Annotated in this window: 21 protein-coding genes and 1 pseudogene; 16 read left to right on the top strand and 6 right to left on the bottom strand. The window is 68.3% G+C overall.

The genetic code is table 11. From position 1 onward, the window contains the following. The first annotated feature begins 21 nt into the window (after positions 1–21). The 4 genes and pseudogenes from HZS56_RS00725 to HZS56_RS00740 all read left to right on the top strand — a co-directional run. Complete coding sequence (locus HZS56_RS00725) at positions 22–1,785, top strand: FAD-dependent monooxygenase (RefSeq protein WP_216718633.1); 1,764 nt, start codon at positions 22–24, stop codon at positions 1,783–1,785. Between the two features lie 178 nt (positions 1,786–1,963). After that, on the top strand, positions 1,964–2,128 hold the full coding sequence (locus HZS56_RS00730) for a hypothetical protein (protein WP_216718634.1): 165 nt from the start codon (positions 1,964–1,966) through the stop codon (positions 2,126–2,128). Between the two features lie 51 nt (positions 2,129–2,179). Beyond that, a complete protein-coding gene (locus HZS56_RS00735; protein WP_216718635.1) occupies positions 2,180–2,368 on the top strand; it encodes a hypothetical protein in 189 nt (62 codons plus the stop codon). Between the two features lie 241 nt (positions 2,369–2,609). Beyond that, positions 2,610–2,960 (top strand): annotated as a pseudogene (locus HZS56_RS00740) (IS110 family transposase); the annotation flags it as partial. A gap of 915 nt (positions 2,961–3,875) precedes the next feature. Here the strand turns inward: HZS56_RS00740 and HZS56_RS00745 are convergent. Then, the gene (locus HZS56_RS00745; protein WP_216718636.1) at positions 3,876–4,685 is read right to left on the bottom strand and encodes a helix-turn-helix transcriptional regulator; all 810 of its coding nucleotides are present in this window, start codon (positions 4,683–4,685) and stop codon (positions 3,876–3,878) included. Positions 4,686–4,892: 207 nt separating this feature from the next. Between HZS56_RS00745 and HZS56_RS00750 the strand changes: the two genes are divergently transcribed. The 3 genes from HZS56_RS00750 to HZS56_RS00760 are packed head-to-tail and all read left to right on the top strand — an operon-like array spanning position 4,893 to position 7,881. Beyond that, entirely contained in the window at positions 4,893–5,540 is a 648-nt protein-coding gene (locus tag HZS56_RS00750) for a type 2 periplasmic-binding domain-containing protein (protein WP_253913484.1), read from the top strand. After that, positions 5,541–6,659, top strand: coding sequence for an MAB_1171c family putative transporter (locus HZS56_RS00755; RefSeq protein WP_216718637.1), 1,119 nt, complete (start codon positions 5,541–5,543; stop codon positions 6,657–6,659). Positions 6,660–6,690: 31 nt separating this feature from the next. Further along, positions 6,691–7,881: an amidohydrolase family protein gene (locus HZS56_RS00760; RefSeq protein WP_216718638.1), complete on the top strand. Its 1,191-nt coding sequence runs from the start codon at positions 6,691–6,693 to the stop codon at positions 7,879–7,881. Between the two features lie 29 nt (positions 7,882–7,910). On the opposite strand, the gene HZS56_RS00765 is transcribed toward HZS56_RS00760, so the two are convergent. Beyond that, positions 7,911–8,795, bottom strand: a complete 885-nt coding sequence (locus HZS56_RS00765) for a helix-turn-helix domain-containing protein (protein WP_216718639.1) — start codon at positions 8,793–8,795, stop codon at positions 7,911–7,913. A gap of 890 nt (positions 8,796–9,685) precedes the next feature. On the opposite strand from HZS56_RS00765, the gene HZS56_RS00770 reads away from it, so the two are divergent. The 9 genes from HZS56_RS00770 (at position 9,686) to HZS56_RS38860 (ending at position 17,325) form a co-directional block, all read left to right on the top strand. Beyond that, complete coding sequence (locus HZS56_RS00770; protein WP_216718640.1) at positions 9,686–10,636, top strand: hypothetical protein; 951 nt, start codon at positions 9,686–9,688, stop codon at positions 10,634–10,636. Continuing rightward, a complete protein-coding gene (locus tag HZS56_RS00775; protein WP_216718641.1) occupies positions 10,636–11,346 on the top strand; it encodes an ATP-binding protein in 711 nt (236 codons plus the stop codon). The genes HZS56_RS00770 and HZS56_RS00775 overlap by 1 nt, the downstream gene beginning before the upstream one ends. Positions 11,347–11,442: 96 nt before the next feature. Beyond that, positions 11,443–12,024, top strand: a complete 582-nt coding sequence (locus tag HZS56_RS00780; protein ID WP_216718642.1) for a WhiB family transcriptional regulator — start codon at positions 11,443–11,445, stop codon at positions 12,022–12,024. After that, positions 12,021–12,947, top strand: coding sequence for a DUF2637 domain-containing protein (locus HZS56_RS00785; protein WP_216718643.1), 927 nt, complete (start codon positions 12,021–12,023; stop codon positions 12,945–12,947). The genes HZS56_RS00780 and HZS56_RS00785 overlap by 4 nt, the downstream gene beginning before the upstream one ends. Positions 12,948–13,040: 93 nt before the next feature. Continuing rightward, positions 13,041–13,265: a hypothetical protein gene (locus HZS56_RS00790; RefSeq protein WP_216718644.1), complete on the top strand. Its 225-nt coding sequence runs from the start codon at positions 13,041–13,043 to the stop codon at positions 13,263–13,265. A gap of 458 nt (positions 13,266–13,723) precedes the next feature. Beyond that, positions 13,724–13,888: a plasmid mobilization relaxosome protein MobC gene (gene mobC, locus HZS56_RS37905; RefSeq protein WP_253913485.1), complete on the top strand. Its 165-nt coding sequence runs from the start codon at positions 13,724–13,726 to the stop codon at positions 13,886–13,888. 3 nt (positions 13,889–13,891) lie between these two features. After that, positions 13,892–15,631, top strand: coding sequence for a relaxase/mobilization nuclease domain-containing protein (locus tag HZS56_RS37910; protein ID WP_308407950.1), 1,740 nt, complete (start codon positions 13,892–13,894; stop codon positions 15,629–15,631). Positions 15,632–15,709: 78 nt separating this feature from the next. Next, a complete protein-coding gene (locus HZS56_RS00805) occupies positions 15,710–16,111 on the top strand; it encodes a hypothetical protein (protein WP_216718647.1) in 402 nt (133 codons plus the stop codon). A 1,031-nt stretch (positions 16,112–17,142) separates the two neighbouring features. Next, complete coding sequence (locus tag HZS56_RS38860; protein ID WP_308407951.1) at positions 17,143–17,325, top strand: SH3 domain-containing protein; 183 nt, start codon at positions 17,143–17,145, stop codon at positions 17,323–17,325. A 76-nt stretch (positions 17,326–17,401) separates the two neighbouring features. On the opposite strand, the gene HZS56_RS00815 is transcribed toward HZS56_RS38860, so the two are convergent. Genes HZS56_RS00815 through HZS56_RS00830 form a run of 4 tightly spaced genes read right to left on the bottom strand, consistent with a single transcriptional unit; the run spans position 17,402 to position 22,825 of the window. Beyond that, entirely contained in the window at positions 17,402–17,734 is a 333-nt protein-coding gene (locus tag HZS56_RS00815) for a hypothetical protein (protein ID WP_216718649.1), read from the bottom strand. Further along, a complete protein-coding gene (locus HZS56_RS00820; RefSeq protein ID WP_308407952.1) occupies positions 17,731–18,678 on the bottom strand; it encodes a thiopeptide-type bacteriocin biosynthesis protein in 948 nt (315 codons plus the stop codon). The genes HZS56_RS00815 and HZS56_RS00820 overlap by 4 nt, the downstream gene beginning before the upstream one ends. Further along, positions 18,675–19,823, bottom strand: coding sequence for a lanthionine synthetase C family protein (locus tag HZS56_RS00825; RefSeq protein WP_216718651.1), 1,149 nt, complete (start codon positions 19,821–19,823; stop codon positions 18,675–18,677). Before HZS56_RS00825 ends, HZS56_RS00820 begins: the two co-directional genes overlap by 4 nt. Further along, positions 19,820–22,825: a lantibiotic dehydratase gene (locus HZS56_RS00830; protein ID WP_253913486.1), complete on the bottom strand. Its 3,006-nt coding sequence runs from the start codon at positions 22,823–22,825 to the stop codon at positions 19,820–19,822. The genes HZS56_RS00825 and HZS56_RS00830 overlap by 4 nt, the downstream gene beginning before the upstream one ends. Positions 22,826–22,890 lie beyond the last annotated feature (65 nt).

Below are 22,890 nucleotides of genomic sequence, written 5' to 3' on the forward strand. Positions count from 1 at the left end.
GTACGAGAAATGGGCCGCAAGATGAGCAAGCAGGCACCCCCGAAACGAGGGCAGGCACCCGAAGCCGAGACGGTCGAGACAACGTCGGTGCTGGTGGTCGGCGCCGGCCCTGTCGGCCTGACGCTGGCCATGGAACTCGAACATCACGGCGTGGAGGCCCTGCTTGTGGAGAGGAACCTCTCCACAACCCGGCACCCGAAGATGGACGTCACCAACGGGCGCAGCATGGAGCTGTACCGGCGGCTCGGAGTCGCCGACGAGCTCCGCAAGATCGCCATCCCGGCTGACCACCCCACCAGCGTGACGTGGGCGACGAGCGCGGTGGGGTGGAAGCTCGCCTCCTTCGACTACCCCTGTGTCGACGAGATGCGCGAGACGATCCGCGAGTGCAACGACGGCACCCTCCCACTGGAACCCTGGATGCGAGTATCCCAGGTCGTCCTGGAGCCGGCGCTGAGGGAAGTACTGGAAGCCCGCGCGAAACACGTCAGGGTGCAGTACGGCTGGACGCTGGAGAGCTTCGAGCAGGACACTGAAGGGGTCACCGCCCACCTGATGTCCGATGACGGCAGCCGTCGGCGTACGGTCCGGGCGCAGTATCTCGCCGGATGCGACGGCGCCGGCAGCCGCACCCGCAGACAGCTCGGCATCAGCCTGGACGAGACCGATCTGCGCCGCATGCTCATCAAGGAACTCGGACTTCCGCGCACCGCCGCGATGCTGGCCCGCTCCTTCAGAGCGACGGGGGAGCGGCCGATGGACGGCCGCATCTACCTCGTGCACTTCACGACGCCCGAACCCGAGATCTTCCGGCGATTCGGAAACGTCTGGCACCTCCAGTCTCCGGAGGGCTGGACGGTGATCTCGCAGAACGACGGCGACACCTTCACCCTGCACGCCCCGCTCGGCATGGGCATCGACGCCGACCGCATCGACCCCCGCGAGTTCGTCTACGAACGCATCGGCCGCCGCTTCGAGATGAACGTCCTGGTCGCCAACGCCTGGACACCGCGTCTCACCGTGGCCGACGCGTACGGCAGCGGCCGGGTATGGCTCGCCGGCGACGCAGTGCATCAGGTGCCCCCCACCGGGGGCTACGGAATGAACACCGGTGTCGGCGACGCGATCGGGCTCGGCTGGGCACTCGCCGCGGTGCTCCAGGGCTGGGGCACCCCCGGTCTGCTGCGCGCCTACGAACACGAGCGGCGAGGGGTGGCGCTGCGCAACCGCACGGCCGCCGCCCGGCACAGTGTCATACGGGGAGCGGTCAAGGCCGCGTACAGGACCGACGTGCACAGCGAACGCTGGGTCGGGGCCCGTGCCCGCAGGCAGCTCGGGCGGGAGATCAGAGACCTCGGGAACCTGGAGAACGAGGCCCTCGGCATCGAACTCGGCTATCGCTACGACACCTCACCCGTCATGTGGCATGAGACCGCAAGCCGACCCCCGCGCCAGACGATGGACGAGTACACACCCAGCACCTGGCCGGGGGCCCGCCCCCCGAGCGTTCTTCTCCAGGACGGACGGGCTCTGTTCGACCTCTTCCACCACCATGGATTCACCCTGCTGCGGTTCGCCGACCACGACGTCACCGCGCTCACCGCCGCCGCCGCCGAGCGGGGCGTGCCGCTGGAGGTCGTCGACGTGCGTGACGTACACACCCGTGCGCTGTACGAGCGCGACCTCGTTCTCATCCGCCCTGACCAGCATGTCGCCTGGCGTGGAGACACCGCTCCGCTGGAGCCCGTACGCGTCATGGACCGGATTCGGGGCGCCCACAACTGAGCCGTTCCGAGTAAAGCCGCCCCGGACAGGGGGTGAGTGGGCGCCGGCGTATTGAGGGTGCGCCGGCGCCCACGGTTTCGGTCCACTTCGGCGTACGTGACTCATCGCCAAAAGGATGATGCGTCAACTCATGTGCGCGCCGGGTGATGCGTCATCCGTACGGAGAGGTAGAACTGCCATGAGCGACAAGAAGATCATCGCGCTCGCGGGAGCGACAGGTGCGCAGAGCGACGGTGTCCTCAGCGCCTCCGTCCTCGGCGAGCACCAGGGCGACGTGTGCAGGGCGCTCTCGCGCAAGTCCGGCGACAAGTTCGAGGCCGTCGAGACGGTGGCCTCGCCCTAGGGCTCCCCGCAGTTGTTCGGCTGTGCCGCCTGGGGCAGATCGAGCAGGAGCTTGACGGCGGCGACCGACCACACCATCGTCATCGGCCGCGCCCTGCGCATGGACGTGGGACCCGCCGAGCCCCGGGTCTTCTACCAGGGCAGGTTCGGCGGCTACCGCGCCCCCACCGTCTCATGCCCGCACCAGCCGCCGGGGGACCCGTGCCACGGCACGCACGCGGATCCCCGCATCCTCACCTGAGAAGGACCCCCGTGCCCATTACCTTCCAAGTAGAGCCCGGTTCGGGTTTGTGGCCTCCGGGGTCGGTATGGCTCGTTGCCCCTGTTGTTGATGATCCGGGGGGTGCTGTCGCCGGTCCTGGCGGCACCGGTGGGTCGCTGATGGAAGCATGTCCGCCTTCGGGCAGGGCTGCGTAATGTGGCTGCCGATCGCCGGTGCCCGGTGGGCCACCGGCTGCCACTCCGGGGAAGGAGAACACCCGGTGACCAGCAACGACTTCGCCTCGATCGATGTGTTCTGCGCGCTGGACGTGGGCAAGACGGAACATCACGGCACGGCCCTGCTGCGGGACGGCCGCACCACGTTCGACAAGCCACTGCCTAACGGCGAGCCGAAGTCGCGCGAGCTGTTCGCCCGCCTGCAGCGCAAGGGGAAGGTCCTGGTCGTGGTCGACCAGCCGGCCTCCATCGGCACCCTGACGGTCACCGTTGCCCGCGCGAGCGGCTGCGAAGTGGCCTATCTGCCGGGCCTGTCCATGCGGCGGCTGGCCGACCTGCACCCCGGCTCCGGCAAGACCGACGCCCGCGACGCACGTGTCATCGCCGACGCCGCCCCGGTGTGCGGCGCTCACCCCGCGCGAGCGGGCCGCCGCCCTCGCGGCCCTCACCACCACCCATACCTCGGGCGCGGTCGAAGGCAGCGTCACCAGGATCAAGTTGCTGAAGAGACAGATGTACGGGCGGGCCAATTTCGACCTGCTGCGACGCTGCATTCTGCTTTCGCCATGATCAGCCCGCCACTGCCCCCAAATCAGCAACAGAGCCCAGAAGTTGAGCCAGAAGAGCCACAACTCGTGAACAAAGCCACCTCGGCCACGCTGTCGACCTCGTCATACGAGTCGGGCACCCCATCTTGGGCTCGCCATGGACGCCTCGCAGGTCTTTCGCGCCGATACCCCACACGACGCCCTGCGTGAGCTCGAGTTGGCCAGAGTGGTCTCCCTACAGCTCAACGACATCCGCTTCCCAGTAGGGCCCGACATCCGCGAGGAATCACGCCATCACCGGCTCCTCTCAGGCCCCGGGGCCGGTGATCTCGTCGGCCTCTTGGCCGCGCTCCCTCGATCTCGACCCTGTACGTCTGCGTCGAGATCTTCTCCGATGCCCTCGGCTGGATGGCAGCCAGCCGGGCAGCGACGGTGGCGCACATCGGCGCGACGCGGACACTCGCCGCTGCCTCCACGTTCGACCCTGCCGATCGTTGACAGGGGAACATGACGTCGCTGTTCTGTGGCGGTCGTTCGCCCCTGCCCATCGTCGGGGGAGCTGTGCGTAATCCGGGCAAGGTGGGTGCGCCGGGTACTCGGCAGCCAAAGACGCTGTCGCCGCAGCGTGCCCCGTTCGGGGCTAGTGCGAAATACATCGACCCAGTCCGATCAGCTCCGACGGTTTCGGTGGCGACCCAAGCCGGTGCCACATCCGGCCTGGAATGGTGCGACAGGCGTGCGACGGAGGCTCTGCGGGTTGTCCTACAGGCGCAACAGCACGACAAGACGTTGGTCCTGCTTGCTCATTGGAGCAAACGCCATGATGCGAACGGTGATCTCCCTGCCAGCGTGGTAGGGCAGGGAGAATCTTCGTTCATCGCCATCGGGGTGAGCCTGCGCCTGATGGGTGGACCAGATTTCGCGTGCTTCGGTGTTCCCTTCAAGGATGTCGTCGCGGAGCCGGGGGAGTTCCGGGTTGTCGGGGTGTGTTGCAATGGCGAACCGGATCTGCGCGAGAAAGGGAATGGCCCAGTCCTCGCGCCAGTTGACGAGCTGGTCTCGTGCCTCTGGGTACAGGAATGCGAAGCGCATCAGGTTGCGCTCATAGGGGAGCCATGGGAACCAGTCCTCCTGCGGCTGGTTGTGCGCGACGATGTCCCAACAGAGATTCGAGACGTAAGCAGGGTGTGGAAGCAGCGAATCCAGCACCGCCTGCAAGTGGATGTCGGATTGCTGGTCAGGGCCGGCCTCGGGCGGAGGCGGAGCGTGTCCCAGTGCCAGCTGGTAGAGAACCACTCGCTCGGCATCTTCGAGCCTCAGCGTCATGGCCAGACGCTGCACGAACTGCTCCGACACGGGGCGTGGGCTGCCGCCCTCCAGCTGGCGATACCAAGAGCTCGCGACGCCGGTGAGGGAAGCTACCTCATCCTGGGTCAAACCCGGTTTCAAGCGCCTGCGCGTCGAATCGATACCGGGAATGCGACGGTGGTCCAGGCGTTCGCGCCAGCGGCGGAGCAAGGGGCCGAGCTCGGGGGACAGCGAATGCTTACGTGTGTGGGCTGCGTCACTCACGTGCTGGTGTTTCCTACCTCTCGAACGGACATATATGAGTGCTATGTCCAATTATCTGTGCGGGCTGGCATATGCGGAGAGCGACATCCCGAGCGCGCGTAGGTCATCGCGGGGATGGGTGCTTTCGGTAGCGCCACCGCTAGTGGCGGAAGTGGCTGTGCAGGATTACTTATGCAAAGCAGCGTGAGTGAGGGAGCCTGACCGGCCATGTCCATGTGGTGGCGTACAGCCAGAACCGATTCGCAGCAGAGTCTGCCCGACAGGCAGGGCTCGGAGGGCGGTAGTTCGGCGCGATCACTCCCTGGCCTGCGGCAGCTGCAGCGGCACCCCGAGGGGAGCGTCCGAGGCCGTGTCCTGGAGCGGCGAATTCGTCGACTGCTGCGCTCGCTTGATGTGCAGCCGCCGTTGAGCGTGCCAGATCTGTGTGCGGCGCTCTCTCGTCGCCGGGGCCGGCCTATCGAACTCCGGGCCTTTTCGCTGCAGAGCGGCGGGCCGCTCGGCGCGTGGCTCGAGATGGCGGCGAGCGATGTGATCGTGTTCCAGAAGGAGACGACTCCGCATCATCAGGACCACATCGTCCTGCACGAACTCGGGCATATCCTGGCCGACCATCCGGGACCGCCTGGCACCGACGTATGGGAGGCACTTCTTCCCGGACTCAAGGCGGATGCGATCCACCGAGCGCTCCACCGGTGTTCGTACGACACCAAGGAAGAGCAGGAGGCCGAGCTCGTCGCGACGATCGTGGGGGAGTGGGCAACGGTCCTCGACCGCGTTGCCCCTGACATGAGAAGCGCTGACCCTTCGGTGCGCCGCGTGCAAGCCGCCCTCGGAGACCACCAGGGGTGGCTGTAAATGACCGTCATCTTCCTGGTCGGGCTTGTCGGGGCCGTCGGCTGGAAGTTCTACCAGCTGTCCAAGGCGCCGCACGACCGATCCCTGCGCTCGGTGGCCCTCTGCCTTGCGTGCGCCGCGATGTCGTACCCGTTTGCGATGCCGGGCGGGGCGACCGGGCTCGACACAGTGGCCGGACACGGCGCTGCCAAACTCGTGCAGAACGTGTTGCTCCTCGCCACCGTGTACTTCCTGATGTGCTTCTACCTGCACGCGTCCGCCGATGAGGGTGACGGCCGGCGCCGAGCCCGCCTCGAGGGTCTCGTCGTCGCTGCGGTCGCGGTGTCCATCTGCGTCGCCGCCGCGACCGTCCCGCACCAGGCCCTGGCCGGCAGTTTCTCCACCACCGACATGACCGTCGGGCAGGTTGCCTTCTTCTACCTCGCGACCGGCTTGTATCTGATGTACGCCCTGAGCGCCGCCGCGCTGTGGACGCGTCGCTATGCGCGGGCGTCGGCGAAGCCGCACTCCACCGGGTTGTGGACCGCAGGGACAGGGATGCTCGGCATGGCGGTTGCATGCGCGATTCGGGCCGTCATCGTCACAGTCAGGTGGCGCGGGGGCGACATCGCCGACTCGGTGCTGGCCGCGGTCGCCGTGCTTCTCGTGATCTCGACCCTGATGTTCGTGTTCGGCATCACATATCCGGGCGTCCGAGCGAGACTGTCGCTCTGTCGGCTGTGGCTGCGGCATCGACGCGAACTCGCGCGACTCGAACCGCTGTGGATGCTGATGGCTGAGGCCGCACCGCACACCGTGCTCAACCCCCGAACGTCGTCGTCCTTGCGGGATCGATGGCGTGCACGTGGTGTTCACCGGCGCCACCACCGCCGCATCGTCGAATGCCGTGACGGGCTGGTCGTCATCAGCCCCCACTTGGTGCCGGGCGACGGTCGGCCGCTCAGCGACGATCCTCAGCTCGTCGCGCGACGCGTGCGCCACGCCGTACGAGACCACCTGAATTCCACCGATAAGCCCACGCCCGCCCGGTCCTTGGCCGTGACCCCGAGACAACGCAGCCGCGAGGCCGAAATCCAGGAACTGCTGGCCCTGTCCGACGCCCTGCGCTCCACTCGCTAACCCGCCCCCACCCGTGAAAGGGAGCCCCCACATGCTCATCACCGCCGCCCGTGTTCTGGCCGGAGCGGACCGGCACGTCATCGCCGACGGAGCCGTTCTCATCCGTGACGGTGTCATTGCCTGCGTCGGTCCGCGCGAAGAGGTGCAGCGCCAGGCGCGGCCCGAGGAGTCCCGGCTCTGTCACCCGAATGGCACTGTCCTGCCTGGCCTGATCGACGCTCACGTTCACCTGTGTTTCGACGCGGGTGCGGACCCGGTCGCCACGCTCCAAGAGCAGGACGACGATGCGCTGTTGAGCGAGATGCGGGCCCATGCCGAGCAGCTCCTGGACGTTGGTGTGACCACGGCTCGCGACCTCGGCGACCGCAACGGCCTAGCCCTGCGTCTCTCGGAGGATGTCACCTCGGGCCGGGCTGTGGGCCCGCGCATTGTCCCGGCGGCCACGCCCGTCACTCCGCCGGGCGGCCACTGCTGGTTCCTCGGCGGCGAAGTCTCCGGACCGGACGAAGTGCGTCGCCTCGTGCAGCGCAATATCGAAGCCGGCGCCAAGGTCATCAAGGTGATGGAGACCGGCGGAGGGCTCACCAAGGGTGGCGCCAAGAGCTGGGAATCCCAGTTCTCCCACATGGAGTTGGCGGCCCTGGTGGAGGAGGCGCATCGCGCAGGGCTTCCGGTCGCCGCGCACGCGCACGGCGTCGAAGGCATCACTGCCGCGGTCGAGGTTGGCGTCGACACCATCGAGCACTGCACCTGGATGACGGCCGACGGATTCGAGGTCCGTGAGGACGTGCTCAAGCAGATCGTCGAGAAGGGCATCTACGTTTGCCCTGCGGTGAGTCCACACTGGCCGATGCTGCCGAAGTTCTTCGGGGAGGAGCGCGCTGAGGCGATGTTCGATGCCGTGCGGCAGATGGCCACGTCGGGCGCGCGTCTGATCGCGGGCACGGATGCGGGGGTGCAGCGAGCGGGATTCGACGGGCTGCCGTCCAGCCTCACCTTCTACGCACACCTGGGCCTGCCCAACGACCGCATCCTCGCCATGGCCACTGCGGAAGCCGCTGAGGCGCTGGGAGTCGGCGACGTGACTGGGCAGCTCACCGCCGGCTACAGCGCGGATGTGCTCGTGGTCGACGGCGATCCGCTCGCCGATCTGGGCGCGCTGAAGTCTGTCGAGAGGGTCGTCGCGGCGGGCAGGCACCACGAGGTCGGCGCCAACGTGTAAGCGGGAGACAGCAAGAGGAGTGGGATTACTCAGTGCCCGGGGCCGTCGGTCCCGGGCACTTCTCGATCGGCCATCTCCTCGACGACCTGGTTGAGGAAGGCGAGCAGCTCGTCCGACATGCCCTCGGGGCCGAGCCCCCGGGTGGCGACCCGCCCCACGGCGCCGGTGCGTACAGCGGCGAGCATGCGCAGCCCTTCGACGACCTGCCGGGCGACGGCGTCGTCGTTCTGGAAGTACATGGGGGAGACGCCGAACAGCTCGGCGAGGCCCTCGGTGACGATCGGCGACAGGTCGGTGTCGTCCCCGGTTCTCAGCGCGCAGGCACCGTCCGATGTCAGAACCTGCGCCCCGGCGTGGTCGTTGACCGCCTCGGCGATTTCCGCGTCCGACGGAGGCGTCTGGGTGCCCGGATATGAGTGCTCCAGCAGATAGGTGATCTTCTCGGCGACCGTCCGGGGCATCGCCGAGGAGCTCGCTTGGGGCGGCACCTCGTTTCCGAACGACCGCTCCTGTGCGGCGAGCAGCTCGTCGAGGCTCACGCCGTAGGCCTTCGCCAGCGGCTCCTGGAACTTCTCGTTAAGTCGCCGTTTGCCGCGCTCCGCGTTGGCGACCGGGCCCGAGCTCTTGGTGCCGGTCAGTTCTCTGGTCTGGTACTGGCTGTAGCCGGCGTCGCAGCGCAGATCGGCGAGATCGGGGAGATCGCCCGCTCTGCGGGGGAAGAGCTCGTCCAGGGGTAGGCCGAAGAATTTTGCCAGCACGGGGAGCTTCTCGCCGTCAGGTGCAGACGAGCCCAGTTCCCAGCTGGCCACCGTCGAGTCGCCGACACCCACCGCTTCTCCCAGTTCGCTCTGGGTGATGTTCCGGGCGCGCCGCAGCGCACGCACCCGGTCGCGGTCGAAGTGACGAGGGGCCATCGGAGGGCTCTCCCGAAGTTGGTTCTCTAAATCGCGGAAACTTCAGTATGTTGATCCGATGCTCAAACCGGGATAGGTTCAGTTTGGCGAATCAAGGTGTTCAACCTACACCTTCGCCGTCCACCTGCCCATGTCGGGGCTTGGGGCGTGGCCCCGCCGCCGCGACTCGTCCCGACGGGGGCAGGACCGACTGCCTGACACGTGCACCCACTCGCTCGACGGGGAGGAGGTGTCGAGTTGGCGTCGAAGTGGATCAAGGTGGGCTGTCCGCTGGAGCGTCGAGGGTGCCACGCATATGTTGCTGGTCCCTCGGCCGCGAACGCGGAGCCGCCCCAATGTGAAGGAGAACGAGTGGAGTTACCCAGACGCCCGCCAGAGCGCCCCCGCCGGGGGAAATGAAACCGGCGCCCAGAAGTTCGCACCTTCCGGACGCCGAGGCCGCCACCCCACAGGGGAGCGGATTCATAACCGGAGCAGGTCGGCTGGCCTTTTCGACGAGAACGGCCGTCCCACTCCACCTACGAGTGAGGAATTCTCGCATGCCCGAACATCACCCAGGAAGGGCACGCACCGCCCGCGCACCCGAGCACGCCAGCGCTGGCTGTCGCCGTCTGGCCCGGCTCCTGGCGGAGATGGTCCCCGGTGCCCGAACCTTCCGCGTCACCCTTCGGGAGCCCGCCCGAATCTGGCCGAGCCCCTACGCAAGCGCTTACGACGCGGACGGCCGCCGTATACCGCTGAACCGCCCCCGGGCGTACACCGCGGCCCGCTGGACCATCCGTGCCTGTCCCGAGGCGGACTGGACGCAAGACCACGTCCTCGACCTGACGACTGGCATGCTCCTGCGCCCCACGGGACCGAGGCTTGTCGCGAGCGGAGGCCGCTGACTCATGGCCCGTATCCGCACCATCAAGCCGGAGGCCTTCGCCTCCGAATCCCTGGCCGCCGTCTCCGTCAGCGCCGAACGGACCTTCTTCGGTCTGCTCACCCAGGTCGACGACCGCGGACGTATCCGCGACCAGCCCGCGGTCATTGCCGGAGTTCTGTGGTCCCTGCGGCCTGGCCACGGTCCCATGGGCGTCGAGGATGACCTCATCCAACTGGCCGCGGAGAACCTGATCTGCCGGTACACCGGTGAAGACGGCAAGGCGTACCTGCACGTCGTCACCTGGTCCAAGCACCAGAAGATCAACCGCCCCAGCGGCGTACGCACCCCGCAATGCCCGGGACACGACACACCATCTGTCGGAACACCGAACACCGAAACTGACACCGTCCATGGAGCCCTCATGGAGGACTCAGTGAGCGCGCGCAGCGCACCCGTCAATGCAGCACACCAAGCAAGAAGCTGCGCAGGTGATCCCGGAGACGCAGGTCAACTGCCCGCTGCTGAGGACTCAGTGAGTCCTCACGGAGCCCTCGACGAACCCGCGATGAGCACTCACACCCCGGATCTTGGACCTAGGAACCTGGATCTAGGAACTACATCCCCTTCGGGGGGCGCGAGCGTCCCCACGCAGAGCACCCCCACGACGCAGCAACTCATGGCCGAGTACGTCGCAGGCTGTGCCCACCGGCCACCCCGCGAGGTCCTCGGACACCTCGGCCGCGAGACTGCCAAGCTCCTCGCCGAAGGGATCCGCCCGGACCACATCCGCGCCGCGCTGACCCGCCACCGCGCCAAGGGCCTGCACCCGAGCACCCTGCCGAGCCTGGCGCACGAAGCGATGAACGCGGCAGCCGAAGGTTTTGCCCGGCCGGAATCCCGGCCTAACGTCCCCGCCCACCGTCCCTGGGCCAACCCCGCCGACCCTGCCGCCGCCTACGCCGAGGAATTGTGATGCGCGACTACGACGCCCAGCCCATCGGCGGCCTCGCGCGCCGCCTCGCCAGCATCCTCACGGCCAAGGGCATCGACCCGGCGGCCGAACCCGACGACCGCCCCGAGCCGCTCCCGGCCCTCCAGGCGGCCGACTCCCGCATCCCACCCCGCTACCGCAGCGCACTCGCCGACCACCCGGCCGTCACCTCATGGGTGCGCGAAGTCGCCCACGCCGGACGCCCAGGGCCCGGTGGCCTGCCCGGCATCGCCCAGGGCCGCTCCCTCCTGATCGCGGGAACGACCGGCACCGGCAAGACCCACCAGGCATACGGCGCGATCCGCTCGCTCCTCATCGCCGGAGTCCGGCTCCGCTGGAAGGCGATCACCGCCGCAGACCTCTACGCGGAACTGCGCCCACGCCCCGGACACGACGGCGAACGCGAGTTCATGGACCTCGCCCGCTGCCCGCTGCTGTTCGTCGACGACCTCGGCGCCGCCAAGAACAGCGAATGGACCGAGGAGATCACGATGCGGCTGATCAACCGCCGCTACAACGAGATGCTCCCGACCCTCATCACCACCAACCTCGGCATGAGTGACCTCCGCACCCACATCGGCGACCGCGTCGCGTCCCGCCTCACCGAGATGACCGACAAGGTCATCCTCGACGGCCCCGACCGCAGACGCACCCTGGCAGCCGAGCGCCTACGCGCCCCCGCCACCCGCTGAACCCACCCGCGAACGCAGCTCGTTCGCCGCCCCACGCACCAACGCTCGGGTCCCGCCTTGCCAAAAATTGCTGCGGGACCGAATGGAGACGCCCACATGGACCCCCTCCAGCCCAGCACACCCCGCCTCCTCGGCGACCAGTCCTGGCACGAGAACGCAGCCTGCCGATCGACACACCACCACCCGGTCGACCTCGACCTGTTCTTCCCCGAACCCGACGAGATGGACCGCATCCGCGAGGCCAAGTCCTACTGCGCCCAGTGCCCCGTGCGCCGCACCTGCCTCGACGCCGCGCTCGAGAACGGCGACCGCGAAGGCATCCGCGGCGGCATGACCGAAGAGGAACGCGAGCTGCTGCACAGCAAGTTGGAACACCGCCTGGACTACGCACGCGTCAACGCCACCCTGGCCGGCCGCGACGTCCACCTCACCAAGAGCGAACGCCGCGCCGTCGTCCGAGCCGCCTACCAGTCCGGCGTCACGCCAGAACGCCTCGCCTGGCTGCTCAAGATCACCGACGAGCACGCGGACAAGCTGTACCGCCGCACGCGCCGCGAGATCCGCAATCGGACCGTGGAGGAGGCCCAACTCGACGGCCAGGCAGAAGACACTGGAGCACCCTGGACGGCCGCGTCCATGCCTTTGCCTTACCAGGACAGCCTCGGGGCAGCCGCGTGAACGACGCCCACCCTCTCTATACGCGGATAACGAGCTGGGACCGCGCCGCGATCGTCGCTCTCGGCGCGGCCGGATGCGCCCTCTCGTACGACGCACTGCAGCAGATGGCCACTGCCATCCACATCCGCGGCATCCTGACCTTCGTTTTCCCGCTCGTCATCGACGGCTTCATCGCCTATGGAGTCCGAGCCCTGCTGGTCCTGCGAACAGCCCCGCTCGCGGCCCGCTGTTACGTGTGGTTCCTGTTCGGCACGGCAACGGCGGCCAGCATCTGGGCCAACGCGCTGCACGCGGTCCGCCTCAACCAGCAGCACGGTGAAGGCGACGGCCTTCGTCTCGGCGACGTCACGGTCGGTGTCCTGTCCACGCTGGCCCCGCTCGCGCTCGCCGGCGCTGTCCACCTCTACATCCTGATCGCCCGCCGAGTGACCGAAGCAGAGGTGTCCGGGTCTCCGGACGGTGGGACTGTCCGGGCACACCGAGCGCCCGAAGGACCCGCGGACGCCGGCCACGCCCTGGCGCCGGTCACCACATCGGACAACACACCGTCCGGATACTCCCAGGACAAGCGGACCGAACCCGAGCCGGAACACGGCGGTCGCCTGGACGACATGGGCGGTCAGTCGGCCACCAGACCTCTTCCGGCCACCGCCCTGCCCCACACGCCGATGCTCCTGACCGCGCCGAAGGCCGGACACACCAACCGCCCTGACAACAGTGACCAGAAGCCCCCGGCGATGACGGACGACCAACTGCTCTCGATCGCCCGCCCCGCGGTCACTCAGGCCGGACGCCTCACCCGGAAGGTCGTCGGGGATGCCATCCGAAGCCACGACCTCGGCCTGGGGAATGACCGGCTGACCAACCTGATGCGGCTCCTGCGGCAGGAGGCCGAACTCACGGACAAGACGCCGACCGGTTGACCTCATCTCTCCACGGGCGGGGTGTCCTGGACCAACCACCGATCCCGCGCCCCGTCCATGCCGCCCAATCACTCGATCCTGGGAGACGCACCCATGCGCACCACACCGGCCACCCGCGCTGAAGCCAACGCTTGGATCGCCGTACTCACCAAATACGGCCACCTGCACAGTGCCGAACCCGGCCCGGACGGCGCCTGGGCGGTGCAACGCACGCCCACGAGCAGGCCCTTCACTCTCCACCACCCCGTGCTCGCCATGGACTTCGTCGCCGATGTCCTGCGTGACGTACGCCGAACTGCTCCCGGGCTGCGTCGATGACATCTGGGGAGAACTTCCACACCCCCTCCGACCTGAGCGAGGGATGCTGCCCGGCACGAAGCCGAGCAAGCTGTACCTTCCGAAACTCCTCCGCAGCCATGGGCAGCGGAGGAGTTTCGGAAGGGCTTGCCCCCGCCCCAGGGGAGGCGGGGGAGGCCCGGCACCAGGAGGCGCCGGACGATGGGGCTGCGACCGAGGGCGGATCGCAGCCGGGCGGAGAAGACCGCGACGAACACGCCCCCGTACGTACGCGCCCACGCCTGCGCCAGAGCATCTACCGCGACCAAGTCCGCAGCGTCCGCCTCACGCGCGACGAACTCGAACTCGTCCACCGCGCAGCCGAATCCGTAGGCCTCAAGGACGCCGGGTTCATCGCGGACGCCGCAGTCGCTGTCGCTCAGGCCCAAGGCGGTCCGAAAACCTGGCTGTTGGATCAGCGAGGTCGCGTCGAAGAGCTGATGACGGCTAGTGCCCAACTAGCCCGCGTCGGCAACAACCTCAACCAAGTGGCCCGCGTCCTGAACTCCGGTGGCCACGCCGAGTACGCGGACGACGTGATGGCACGCGTCCTGCGCGCGGCAGCCCGCGTCGAGGCCGCTGCCATCGAGCTCGCCCGGCGGTAAGCGGTGGTCCCAGACATCTCCACCGGAGGCCGTACGTACGGCCTCCTCGCCTATCTCTACGGCCCAGGCCGCCGAGACGAACACATCGACCCGCACCTTGTGACCGCCTGGATGCCGGAACTCGCCCCCGATCCCGGACGAGAATCAGCTGCCACATTGAAACAACTCGCCGACGCGCTGGACCTTCCGGTCCTCGCAGTACGTGAAGATCGGCGTCCGGCCCGGCACGTCTGGCACTGCCCCGTCCGCACCGCTCCCGGGGACCGGTACCTCAGCGACGACGAGTGGTCCGAAGTCGCCCGCCGCATCGTCCACGCCACCGGCATCGCCGAGTACGGCGACGACAAAGCCTGCCGGTGGGTCGCCGTCCGCCACGCCGAGGACCACATCCACATCGTCGCCACGCTCAAGCGCGAAGACGGCCGTAGCCCACGGCGTCACCAGGACGGCATCCGGGCTCAGGCGGAATGCCGCAAGATCGAGAAGGACTGGGGCCTGCAAAATCTCAACGAGGGCGACCGCACTGCTGCCCAGCGGCCCACCAGCGCTGAACGTGCCAAGGCCGAACGAACCGGCCGCCCCGAACCGGCTCGAGAGACTCTCCGCGAACGCGTCCGCCAGGCACTCGCTGGAGCCGCGGACGAAGCCGAGTTTTTCAATCGCCTTGCAGAGGCCGGACTCCGCCTCGAAGTTCGCCACGCGCCTTCCGGTGATGCCCTCGGCTACAAGGTCGCGTTGCCAGGTGACCGCAATCGCATGGGAGAGCCGATCTGGTTCCCAGGCTCGCGTCTCGCGCCCGACCTCTCGCTGCCGCAGATCCGCCGACGGCTGCAGGACGGTGTGGGTGAAGAGGACTTGTCCTCGGCAGCGGACCTCGTCGACGGTCCAGCACATGCTCGCCATGTTGCTACGCCTGTCGTTGAGGAGGCCGTCACTCAACTCGCCGGCCAAGAGGGCGCCAGCGGGGCGGCACACCTCGTCGGAGTCGGCACGCTCCTGGACGCCGTCGCCCAGACGGCATCCACCCCAACGCGCGAGGAACTCGCCAAAGCCGCCCGCGCCTTCGAACGAGCAACCCGCTCCCACATCCGCGCCGAACACGCGGACCATCGAGCCCTGCGCGCAGCCGCACGCGGCATCATCCACGCGGGCAACGCCCTCGGAAAGGGCGAAGACGGCGGCACCACCGCGATGCTCTTGTCCACTCTGGTCCTCGCCACCGTCGCCGCGATGCGCTGGCATTCGGCCCGCGGCCACGCCCAGCAAGCCGCCGCCGCCCGTCAGGCCGCCGAGCATCTCCGCGCCGCCTGCCGCATTGCCGCCACCACGCCCATGTCCGTGATGCGGGAACGTGGTCGTCAACTCCCCACGTCCCAACGAGACCGCTATGCACGCACCGTCGAGGAGGCCCTGCCCGAACACGTCGACTCCGTTCGCCGCGAGCCCGGTTGGGGCGCCCTCGCCGCCACGTTGGAACAGGCCGAACAGGCAGGTCATCACGCAGAGGAACTCCTCCGCCAAGCCGCTGAATGGCGTGAGCTGGTCACAGCTGACAGCGTTTCCGACGTCCTCGTGTGGCGCCTGCGCCGCATCGCCCACTTGCCCGCCACGCCAACGCCACCACCTACGGCGGCGCCCCGTGCGCAACCATCCGCACCGTTGCACTTCACCGACGTCCCGATGAGGACCGCAACGCAGCGTCCTGACACAGCGCATCCCCGCCGTCCCGGGCACCGGAACTGACGGCACACCAAAGGGCTGGACTGCGTCGGTCAAAACCTGTTACGGCTGGTCAACAAGAGAACGAGGAGAGCAAGGCCCATGCTCAGCGAGAACATCCAGACACCCAGACCAGCTGCGTCGCCCGATACCGGCCCCGAGGATCTGCTGCTGCGCCTGCGGCAGGAGCCCAAACTCGGGGACGGCATCATCCGCCTGCGTGCCACCAACCACCCCGAGGAAATCCGCGTCACGGGCATCCCGGTGATGTGCTCGAACTGCGGAGCGCGACGTGACTGGATGGTCATCTGCGACCGCAGCACCATCCGCATTCGCTGCCGCTGCGCCCACGAATGGGTTGAGCCCGAGCTGACCCGCGCGGACTACGAAGCCATGATTGACGTTGGTGGCCGGAGTCATCCAAGCCTGGAGGCAGGTGCGCAGGCCATGGGCTATGACGGCTCCCTTGCTGGTACGTACTTCACCGAGCCGCGTCCCGTGTAGTCACCCAGTCCTGTGCCTTCAAGGAATTCTTACGAATACTTGGGGAGCGATGTGAGTGCTCAAGATATCCTCCTTGAGGATCTCGGCGTGGTTAGCCGGACGCGGGCGGGGTGTACGAACCACCAGTGGACATGCTGGGCGCCCGGCGTGGTTGGAGAAGCGCGTCCCCCGCTTCTCTGCCTTCGTGGTCTCGTCCCAGCGGAGGAACCCCACTCTCATCCAGACTGGTCAACGCGGGGATTGAGTCGGCCCAGAACCGCTATTGCTCGTCGAGAACGTCAGGGGTGTCGTGCAGGCTGGCAGCTTTGCTGCAGCGGGACGCTCCCAATGTATGACGCCATGCATCGGTGACGACTGATCGTCGCTGCTGAAGGAGATACCGAACTGCAGCTGAACTCCTCGGGGACGCAGAGGTGCAGGCGGACGGTGTCGGCGTATTCGCCGAGGATGGCCGGGGGTACGCGGCGTGGGTCGCTGCGTCGATGGTTGCCTGCATCCTTCATTTAGCCCACGCCTTTCGGTAGCAGGGACTGTCACGCGGACGCCCCAGCAACTCCGGAACGGGCATCGTGATCCAGTCGGTCGTGGGAGCGGCGAATCGATGCGCATCCCGGCCCTGCGGGCGCGGCCTGGACGTAGCCAGCACGACAGGACGTTGTCAGCGGCTGCAAGCCAGTGATCTGGTCAGCATTCTCCGGCTGAGCCAGCTCAGACGCCGCTGCTCAAAGCCGAAAGCGGGGGAAGCTATCACGCATTCACCGGTCAAGAGAAACCGCGGATCCTCCGGATTCTTGCCCGTAGTCCGCACGGCAACCGCCTGCGGCTGCTTAGGCAAGCTCTCATCTCTACGCAGAGGTCGATTCCGCATGCGCACTTCCCGATTTGCCGCCTCCGTTGCCATCCTCGGGGCGCTCGCAGCCCCCGCCGTCTCCGCGACGACCGCGATTGCCGCACCGTCCCACCCCACGGTCTCGCCGTCTCCCGGTGGCGACTGCGACCGTCGTGGCCCATGGACCGTCCAAGCGAAGGCCGTGACCATCCGAGCCCACGCGACCAGCAACTCCTCGGCGCGCGGTGTGCTCTACAAGGGCCACAAGTTCACCGTTCACAAGACCCACGGCAACTGGCACTACATAACGGACAAGGCTACCGGTGTCACGGGCTGGGTCTCCGGTTCGTACGTGTACCGCGAGGTATACATGTGCCTGCACTAGCCGGCTGCTCGAGGACGACGGCGCGTCCAGTGAGCTCCAAGGCGCTCTGAGTTCCCGTGGACAGGCCATGGCGGCTCTAGTGGAAGTTCACGTGATAGGCCAGCGTCCTGCGGAGGCTGCTGCGTTCTGACGCATTGCTGGCGTGTGCCGAATTCAGGACGCAGTCAGCGGCTTCGAACGCTGATATCCACAGTGCGATGGAGCGGAGAAGTTTCGCCGGTCCGAACCCCTGGCCGTCGATGGTGGGGTCGCGGAGAGGCAGCGGCCCCACCATTTCGACGAGCGCATTGACCCTGAGTGCGAGGTCCGCGGCATTGCGGCACTGGTCGTCGATGAGGCCTGTCAGATGTTCCCTGCGGGCCCCACTCGGCTCCGGCACTGAATGCCTGGAGCGGCGATTGAACGTCATCGCCCCAGCACGGCCTCCCGTGCAGCCCGCGCCCAGATGGCCTGTTGGCGCAAGGTGAACCCCATCCTGTTCCAGTGGAACAGGACGTGACGGGCGAGGACGGCACGCTTGCCGATCTTGAGTGTCCCGTTCACCGTGGCATTTGCCAGTGCCCGCCCCCTGCCTTCTAGCCCTTCGAACCAGGGCTGCACGAAGACAAGGGACCCAGATTCAATCAGGGGGCGGGCGTCGGTGAGGAGGAGGCGTCGCATGGGGGCGGTCATGGCGTTTACCTGCTCTGGGTCCACATCGTCGGGCAGGGGGCGGTGTTGTTCCACCCGGCCCCAGACGTCGCCCTGTTCGCCCCACTCCAAGCGGGCGGCCCGCAGCATGAGTGCCATGCCCATCAGGGAGACGGCCTTGGCGTCCCACCCCTTTCGGCTGTCGGGTTCTGTGTGCAGGTAGTCGAGTACGCCGACGCTGTCGGTGTGGAACAGTGCGTGCGCGAGGTCCATCCCTTCCGGTCCGCCGAACGCGATAGCTTCCGGCTCGTACGGTGTGTAGCGCCAGCCGGTGGTCACTCCCCAGGAGCGGGAGCTGTCGAGAGCGTCGGTGACGCAGGCGACGGCGTCCTCGGCGGTCGCACCATCGGCGGTGTGGAACCGCAGCCGCCAGTGGGGGTTCTTGCGTACGAACCACCAGGAGGCGACGGGCCCGGCCTGCAGCGCCGGGAGGAGGTGAGAGCGGAAGGAGCGGTGGGCGGTGGGGTAGTCGGCGAACCGGATCTCGGCCTGCTGCCACCGCGTCGGCTCGATATCCAACGCGGCCCGGCCTGCGGCCCTGTACCGGTCGATCGCGCTGCGCAGGAACGCGGCGGTGACACCGGCATGGCGGGCGCTGTCCTGGAGGGGCGCGCCGCCGAGCACGGCCAGGACTGAGTCCTCGATGCGGTGCACTGGTCTCACACCAGCAACAGGCATGCATCCCACCGCCCTTCGGGCTCGGTGCCGGATTCGGCGTCCTGGAAGGCGAGCGCAGCCCCGGCACGGCCTTCCAGGAACCCGCCCTCGGTAGGGGCGGGGGCCGTCATGAACCGGTGTGTCAATAGGGCGATGTGGCCGGTGAATTGGTCGGGCTGGTCGGCGTCCTGGGCAACGCGTTGCACGGTCCGCAGGAGCCCGCCGAATCCGTGACAGAGGCCCCGGTCGGTGATCGTGTCGAGTTGGACGGGGTCGATGAGGCAGGAGCGCAGAGACCTTTCGGCGATCCGCTTGCGGGCATCGTCGCCCAGGACGATCGCGGCGAGCTGCTGCGCGCGGACCTGTCCCGGCGTGCCGTAGCACCATGAGGGCGCGATGATGGGGTTCGTGGGTGCGGGCCCGTTCGTGGTGAGCCAGCGGGGCCAGCGCAGTCCTGCGAAGTTGATGATGCGGATCTCATCGAGCCACCGGCAGATGCGCCGGATGGCGCTCTCGTGGCCGTCCACGGTGACGCCCGCACGCATTGCTAAGGCGAGCAGGGCGAGGGGGCCGGTGATGCCGTGGGCGAGTCCGGCGTTCGCGTGGCCGCCGGGGGTGGCCGTCTTGTCACTGCCCGGGGAGTGCTCCACCCACCATCCGAGCCGTTCCGTGCCGTGGACGGTCAGGGGTTCGGTCAGCCGGACCAGGTACTCCAGGACTTCGCGCAGTGCCGGGCTTTCGGGATGGCGCAGCAGTAGGAGGGCGCCGATGCCGGTCAGGCCGCGGAACAGGTCGTACTCGGCGAAGGTGGTGCAGTGTCCGGCGTCGATGCGTGCGTGCGCGGCCGCAGTGCGCTGCTTGGCGTGCTCGGCGACGACGTTGTCGAGCGTGGCGAGGGCGCCGGTGTAACGGTCGGTTCCGTCGGCGGCCAGGTGCAGGGCGTAGGCCATAGCGGGTGCGCCGAGGAAGAGGTTGGCGTCGTCGCCGGAGATGAGCGGGCCGCTGACGTCTTGCAGGGCTTGGTGCGCGTCTTGCCACGTGCCGCGCTCGCGCCGTGCCGACTCAATGGCCAGCAGCACGGTGCCGAGGGGCCCGTGGGCGATGGACTGCCGGGTGGACAGTTCGGTCTTGGCGGGCGGGGCGGTGGTCACGAGGTGGCTCCTTGCCTTCGGGACGTCCAGGACAGGGCCGCGGCTCGGGTCAGGCGCCGGCAGACGGCTTCGGCATCGCTGTCGATTCCGGCGACGCGGTTGTGGTGCATGTGCAGCAGGGACGGCAGGACGCCGGACGGATCGGCCCCGCAGTCGGTGAGGGCCTGGTGGTAGCGATCGATGGCTTCACGGCGCCGCTGCCACACGCGCCGTACCTCGTCACCGCCTGCGACATCGGCCAGTGCGCGGCCGGAATGGTCTTCCTCGGTGAGGCGCAGAGCGAGGGCTTGGACGTCGCGGGGCGCCATCGTGCCTTCACTGCGCGCGAGATGGTGGGCGAGCCAGGTGTGGGCGGCCTCGCAACTGCCAAGGAAGCCGGCGGCGATGTCCACGAAGGAGGCTGCGGTCACGGCGGGCTGCAGGTCGGCCGACAGGCCGAGGCGCATTTGTGCCAGGGCAGCCGTCGAGTCGGTGGCGAAGTACACCTGCGCGGCGTCCAGCGCCGCACCGGTGCCGTAGCGGCCGGTTTCCGGCTGGTCGGTGTCCCACTGGATGCGCTGGATCATGCCCTCCTCGCGCAGTTCTGCGGCCCACGCAGCGACCGTGTGGGCTGCACGGCCGAAGGTGTCTGCGGACGGCAGGTGCAGCCGGATACGCAAGTGCGGGTCGGGGTCGGCGTACCGGATGAACCAGGCCCGGTGCGCCGTGTCCAGCTCGCCGAGGAGGCGGGGCAGATGACCGGTCAGCACTTCCGGGGTGCGGTCGGTGCTGCCGTACACCTTCAGGTATGCCCACGTGTCGGCGCCGGGCAGGCGCTCAGCATCGAGGGTGCGCACCGTGCCGCGCCGGGGCTCCGGGGCCGGTTCCTGGGTGGCGGCAAACGCCATGGTCAGCTCGTGCGCGTGGCCGATCCAGCCGAAGGCGCTCTCGTCGGGCCGCTCGTGCAAGGTCGTCGCGCCGTGCCGGTTGAGTTCCGCCCGGAGCAGGTCCTGGTGGCCGGTCAGGTCGAGGTCCAAGTGCAGTTGCTGGTCGTCGGAGCCGACGGACACCGCGCTCGGAACGCCATAGCGCACACGCCAGTTGGCGAAGTTCTCCCGCCAGTGCTCCGGGTCTCCGAGGTCGCGGACGCTCAGTCGCCAGCAGGCGGGAGACAGGATCGTGCGGCCGTAGCGCACCTCGGGCAGGAACGGCAATTGTGCGGCGGCGCCCCAGACGAAGGGGGCGAGGATCGCGGTGTGGGAACGGGACACCTCGCACAGGAACCGCACCAGGGGGTGAGTGGCGTTGCTGAGTTCGGCGGCGTGCAGCACGGACGCCTCGATGGCCTGCCCCGTGGACAGGGAGACCAGGCAGAGACGTTCGAAGTCGGCGATCACACCCAGGTCGTTGAGGTCGAGGGTGGTGTCGGTGTTGTGCTCCCCGACCGCAAGTTCTTCGGGGGCCGCGGCGCGGGGCGCGCGGCTGACGTTGAGGGTGGCGTGCTTGAGCGGGGGCGCGGACACCTGGGCCCGTATGGCGCCCTCGGTGAGCGTGGGCAGGCGCAGGTACTCGGCACTCATCCGCTGTTGGTCGCCCGGCTCCATGGTGGGCCAGAAGCGGCCGGTGAGGGTGCCGGCGGTGACCGACAGCCCGGCGGCGGACAACAGGAAGCGGCCTTGCGTGAGGGCGCGGGTGTCCTGCGCGAGGACGCTGAAGCACATTTCGGCGTGAGCGGGAACCTGTGCGGGCTCGCCCACGGACAAAGCCTCAATGTCTCGCCCGGTGAGGACGATCTCGCGTTGCCCGGTGAGGCCTGCGTCCTGGACTAGCGCGAGGAGGTGTTCGTCCCGGCGGGTGGTGGCGAGGACGGGCCGCTTGAGGACGGTGCCGCGGTAGCCGACAGGGAAGCCCAGGCCGGTGTCGGGGTCGGTGAGCTCACGGACGGGCACGACCGCGCCCATGCTGTAGCGCTCCAGGAACCGGCTGCGGTAGTCCCGCCAGGCAGGCGAGCCCTTCGGGAAAGGCGAGATGCGGGCCATGACGTGCAGTGCGCGTTCGGCCTCGTGGGCGACCTGGCGGGGTACGACGACGTCGCAGTCCGGACGGATGTTGACGCCGAGGTGCCGCCCGTCGTTCCCGGCGAGGGCCCTCATGGCTGCGACGGCCTCGGCGCGCAAGCCTGGCTGCTCCGCGCTGGGAGCCTGGTTGTGGCGCTCCAGCAGACGGTGAAGGTCCCGAAGCGCGCCGATCGGGGCGGCGTCGACGTCATCAAGGCGGGAGACCAGGTGGCCGAGGGCGTCCGTGCACGTCGTGGGCGCGCGAAGGCTCGTCAACAGAACGCGGTGCGCGACCAGTTCCCGGACCATCTGCATGATGGTCGGGCGGTGGGTCTGGGGGTAGTCGCTGGACAGCTTGTCGACCAGGTCACGGACCAGGATGGCGGAGCGGGCGAGGTCGAGAACCTTCTCCGCGGCGCGGGTGCGGCGCAGGCTCGTGTCGATTGGCCCGTCGTCGCCGGGCTGGTGCCGGACGATGATCTGCGTGCCGCGTACGACGGCGGTGGAGTCAGCAACGACCGTGAGTTGTTCCAGAACGGCCGGGTCGGCTTCCAACAGTGTGGTGATGTCGTGCAGCCAGACAGCATCGACGGACGCGGATGCGCGATGCTCGCGGTCCCAGCTCACATGTGCCCGGTGTCCGATGCGGGCCGGGGCCGCTCCGGCGAACAGCCCGAAGGGGGTGGCACGGTGCTGCATGCGCAGCAGGTAGCGGGCCAGGGCACGGCTCGCCCTACGGACGCGTGCAGGGCGCCGTTCGGTGCCGTCGAGAGTGGCCTGCACGGTGATGGCGAGCACAGGCGCGGCGTGGCGGATGGCGTCGGCGCGCGGGGCGTCGGCCCAGACGCGTTCCATCCAGGCGTGGACTTGGTCGATGGGGGCGTTGATGCCGGGCCACGGCGGTGCCGCGTCAGAGAGCGGAAACACCGACGCCCTCAGCATGCTCGCGTCAATGTGCTGGTACATCGGGACTCCTTCGCAGCGCATGGATTGGGGGGCGGGCGGAACTGCCCGCTCCCCAATCACCGTTC

It is taken from the genome of Streptomyces mayonensis, from assembly GCF_018982965.1.
GTDB lineage: Bacteria > Actinomycetota > Actinomycetes > Streptomycetales > Streptomycetaceae > Streptomyces > Streptomyces mayonensis.

What these genes read in the sequence shown, in the direction of transcription:
- HZS56_RS00725 (WP_216718633.1), top strand. Translation starts at nt 22, where the DNA reads ATGAGCAAGCAGGCACCCCCGAAACGAGGGCAGGCACCCGAAGCCGAG.
- HZS56_RS00730 (WP_216718634.1), top strand. Translation starts at nt 1,964, where the DNA reads ATGAGCGACAAGAAGATCATCGCGCTCGCGGGAGCGACAGGTGCGCAG.
- HZS56_RS00750 (WP_253913484.1), top strand. Translation starts at nt 4,893, where the DNA reads ATGTCCATGTGGTGGCGTACAGCCAGAACCGATTCGCAGCAGAGTCTG.
- HZS56_RS00755 (WP_216718637.1), top strand. Translation starts at nt 5,541, where the DNA reads ATGACCGTCATCTTCCTGGTCGGGCTTGTCGGGGCCGTCGGCTGGAAG.
- HZS56_RS00760 (WP_216718638.1), top strand. Translation starts at nt 6,691, where the DNA reads ATGCTCATCACCGCCGCCCGTGTTCTGGCCGGAGCGGACCGGCACGTC.
- HZS56_RS00765 (WP_216718639.1), bottom strand. Translation starts at nt 8,795, where the DNA reads ATGGCCCCTCGTCACTTCGACCGCGACCGGGTGCGTGCGCTGCGGCGC.
- HZS56_RS00770 (WP_216718640.1), top strand. Translation starts at nt 9,686, where the DNA reads ATGGCCCGTATCCGCACCATCAAGCCGGAGGCCTTCGCCTCCGAATCC.
- HZS56_RS00775 (WP_216718641.1), top strand. Translation starts at nt 10,636, where the DNA reads ATGCGCGACTACGACGCCCAGCCCATCGGCGGCCTCGCGCGCCGCCTC.
- HZS56_RS00780 (WP_216718642.1), top strand. Translation starts at nt 11,443, where the DNA reads ATGGACCCCCTCCAGCCCAGCACACCCCGCCTCCTCGGCGACCAGTCC.
- HZS56_RS00790 (WP_216718644.1), top strand. Translation starts at nt 13,041, where the DNA reads ATGCGCACCACACCGGCCACCCGCGCTGAAGCCAACGCTTGGATCGCC.
- mobC (WP_253913485.1), top strand. Translation starts at nt 13,724, where the DNA reads ATGACGGCTAGTGCCCAACTAGCCCGCGTCGGCAACAACCTCAACCAA.
- HZS56_RS00805 (WP_216718647.1), top strand. Translation starts at nt 15,710, where the DNA reads ATGCTCAGCGAGAACATCCAGACACCCAGACCAGCTGCGTCGCCCGAT.
- HZS56_RS00815 (WP_216718649.1), bottom strand. Translation starts at nt 17,734, where the DNA reads ATGACGTTCAATCGCCGCTCCAGGCATTCAGTGCCGGAGCCGAGTGGG.
- HZS56_RS00830 (WP_253913486.1), bottom strand. Translation starts at nt 22,825, where the DNA reads ATGTACCAGCACATTGACGCGAGCATGCTGAGGGCGTCGGTGTTTCCG.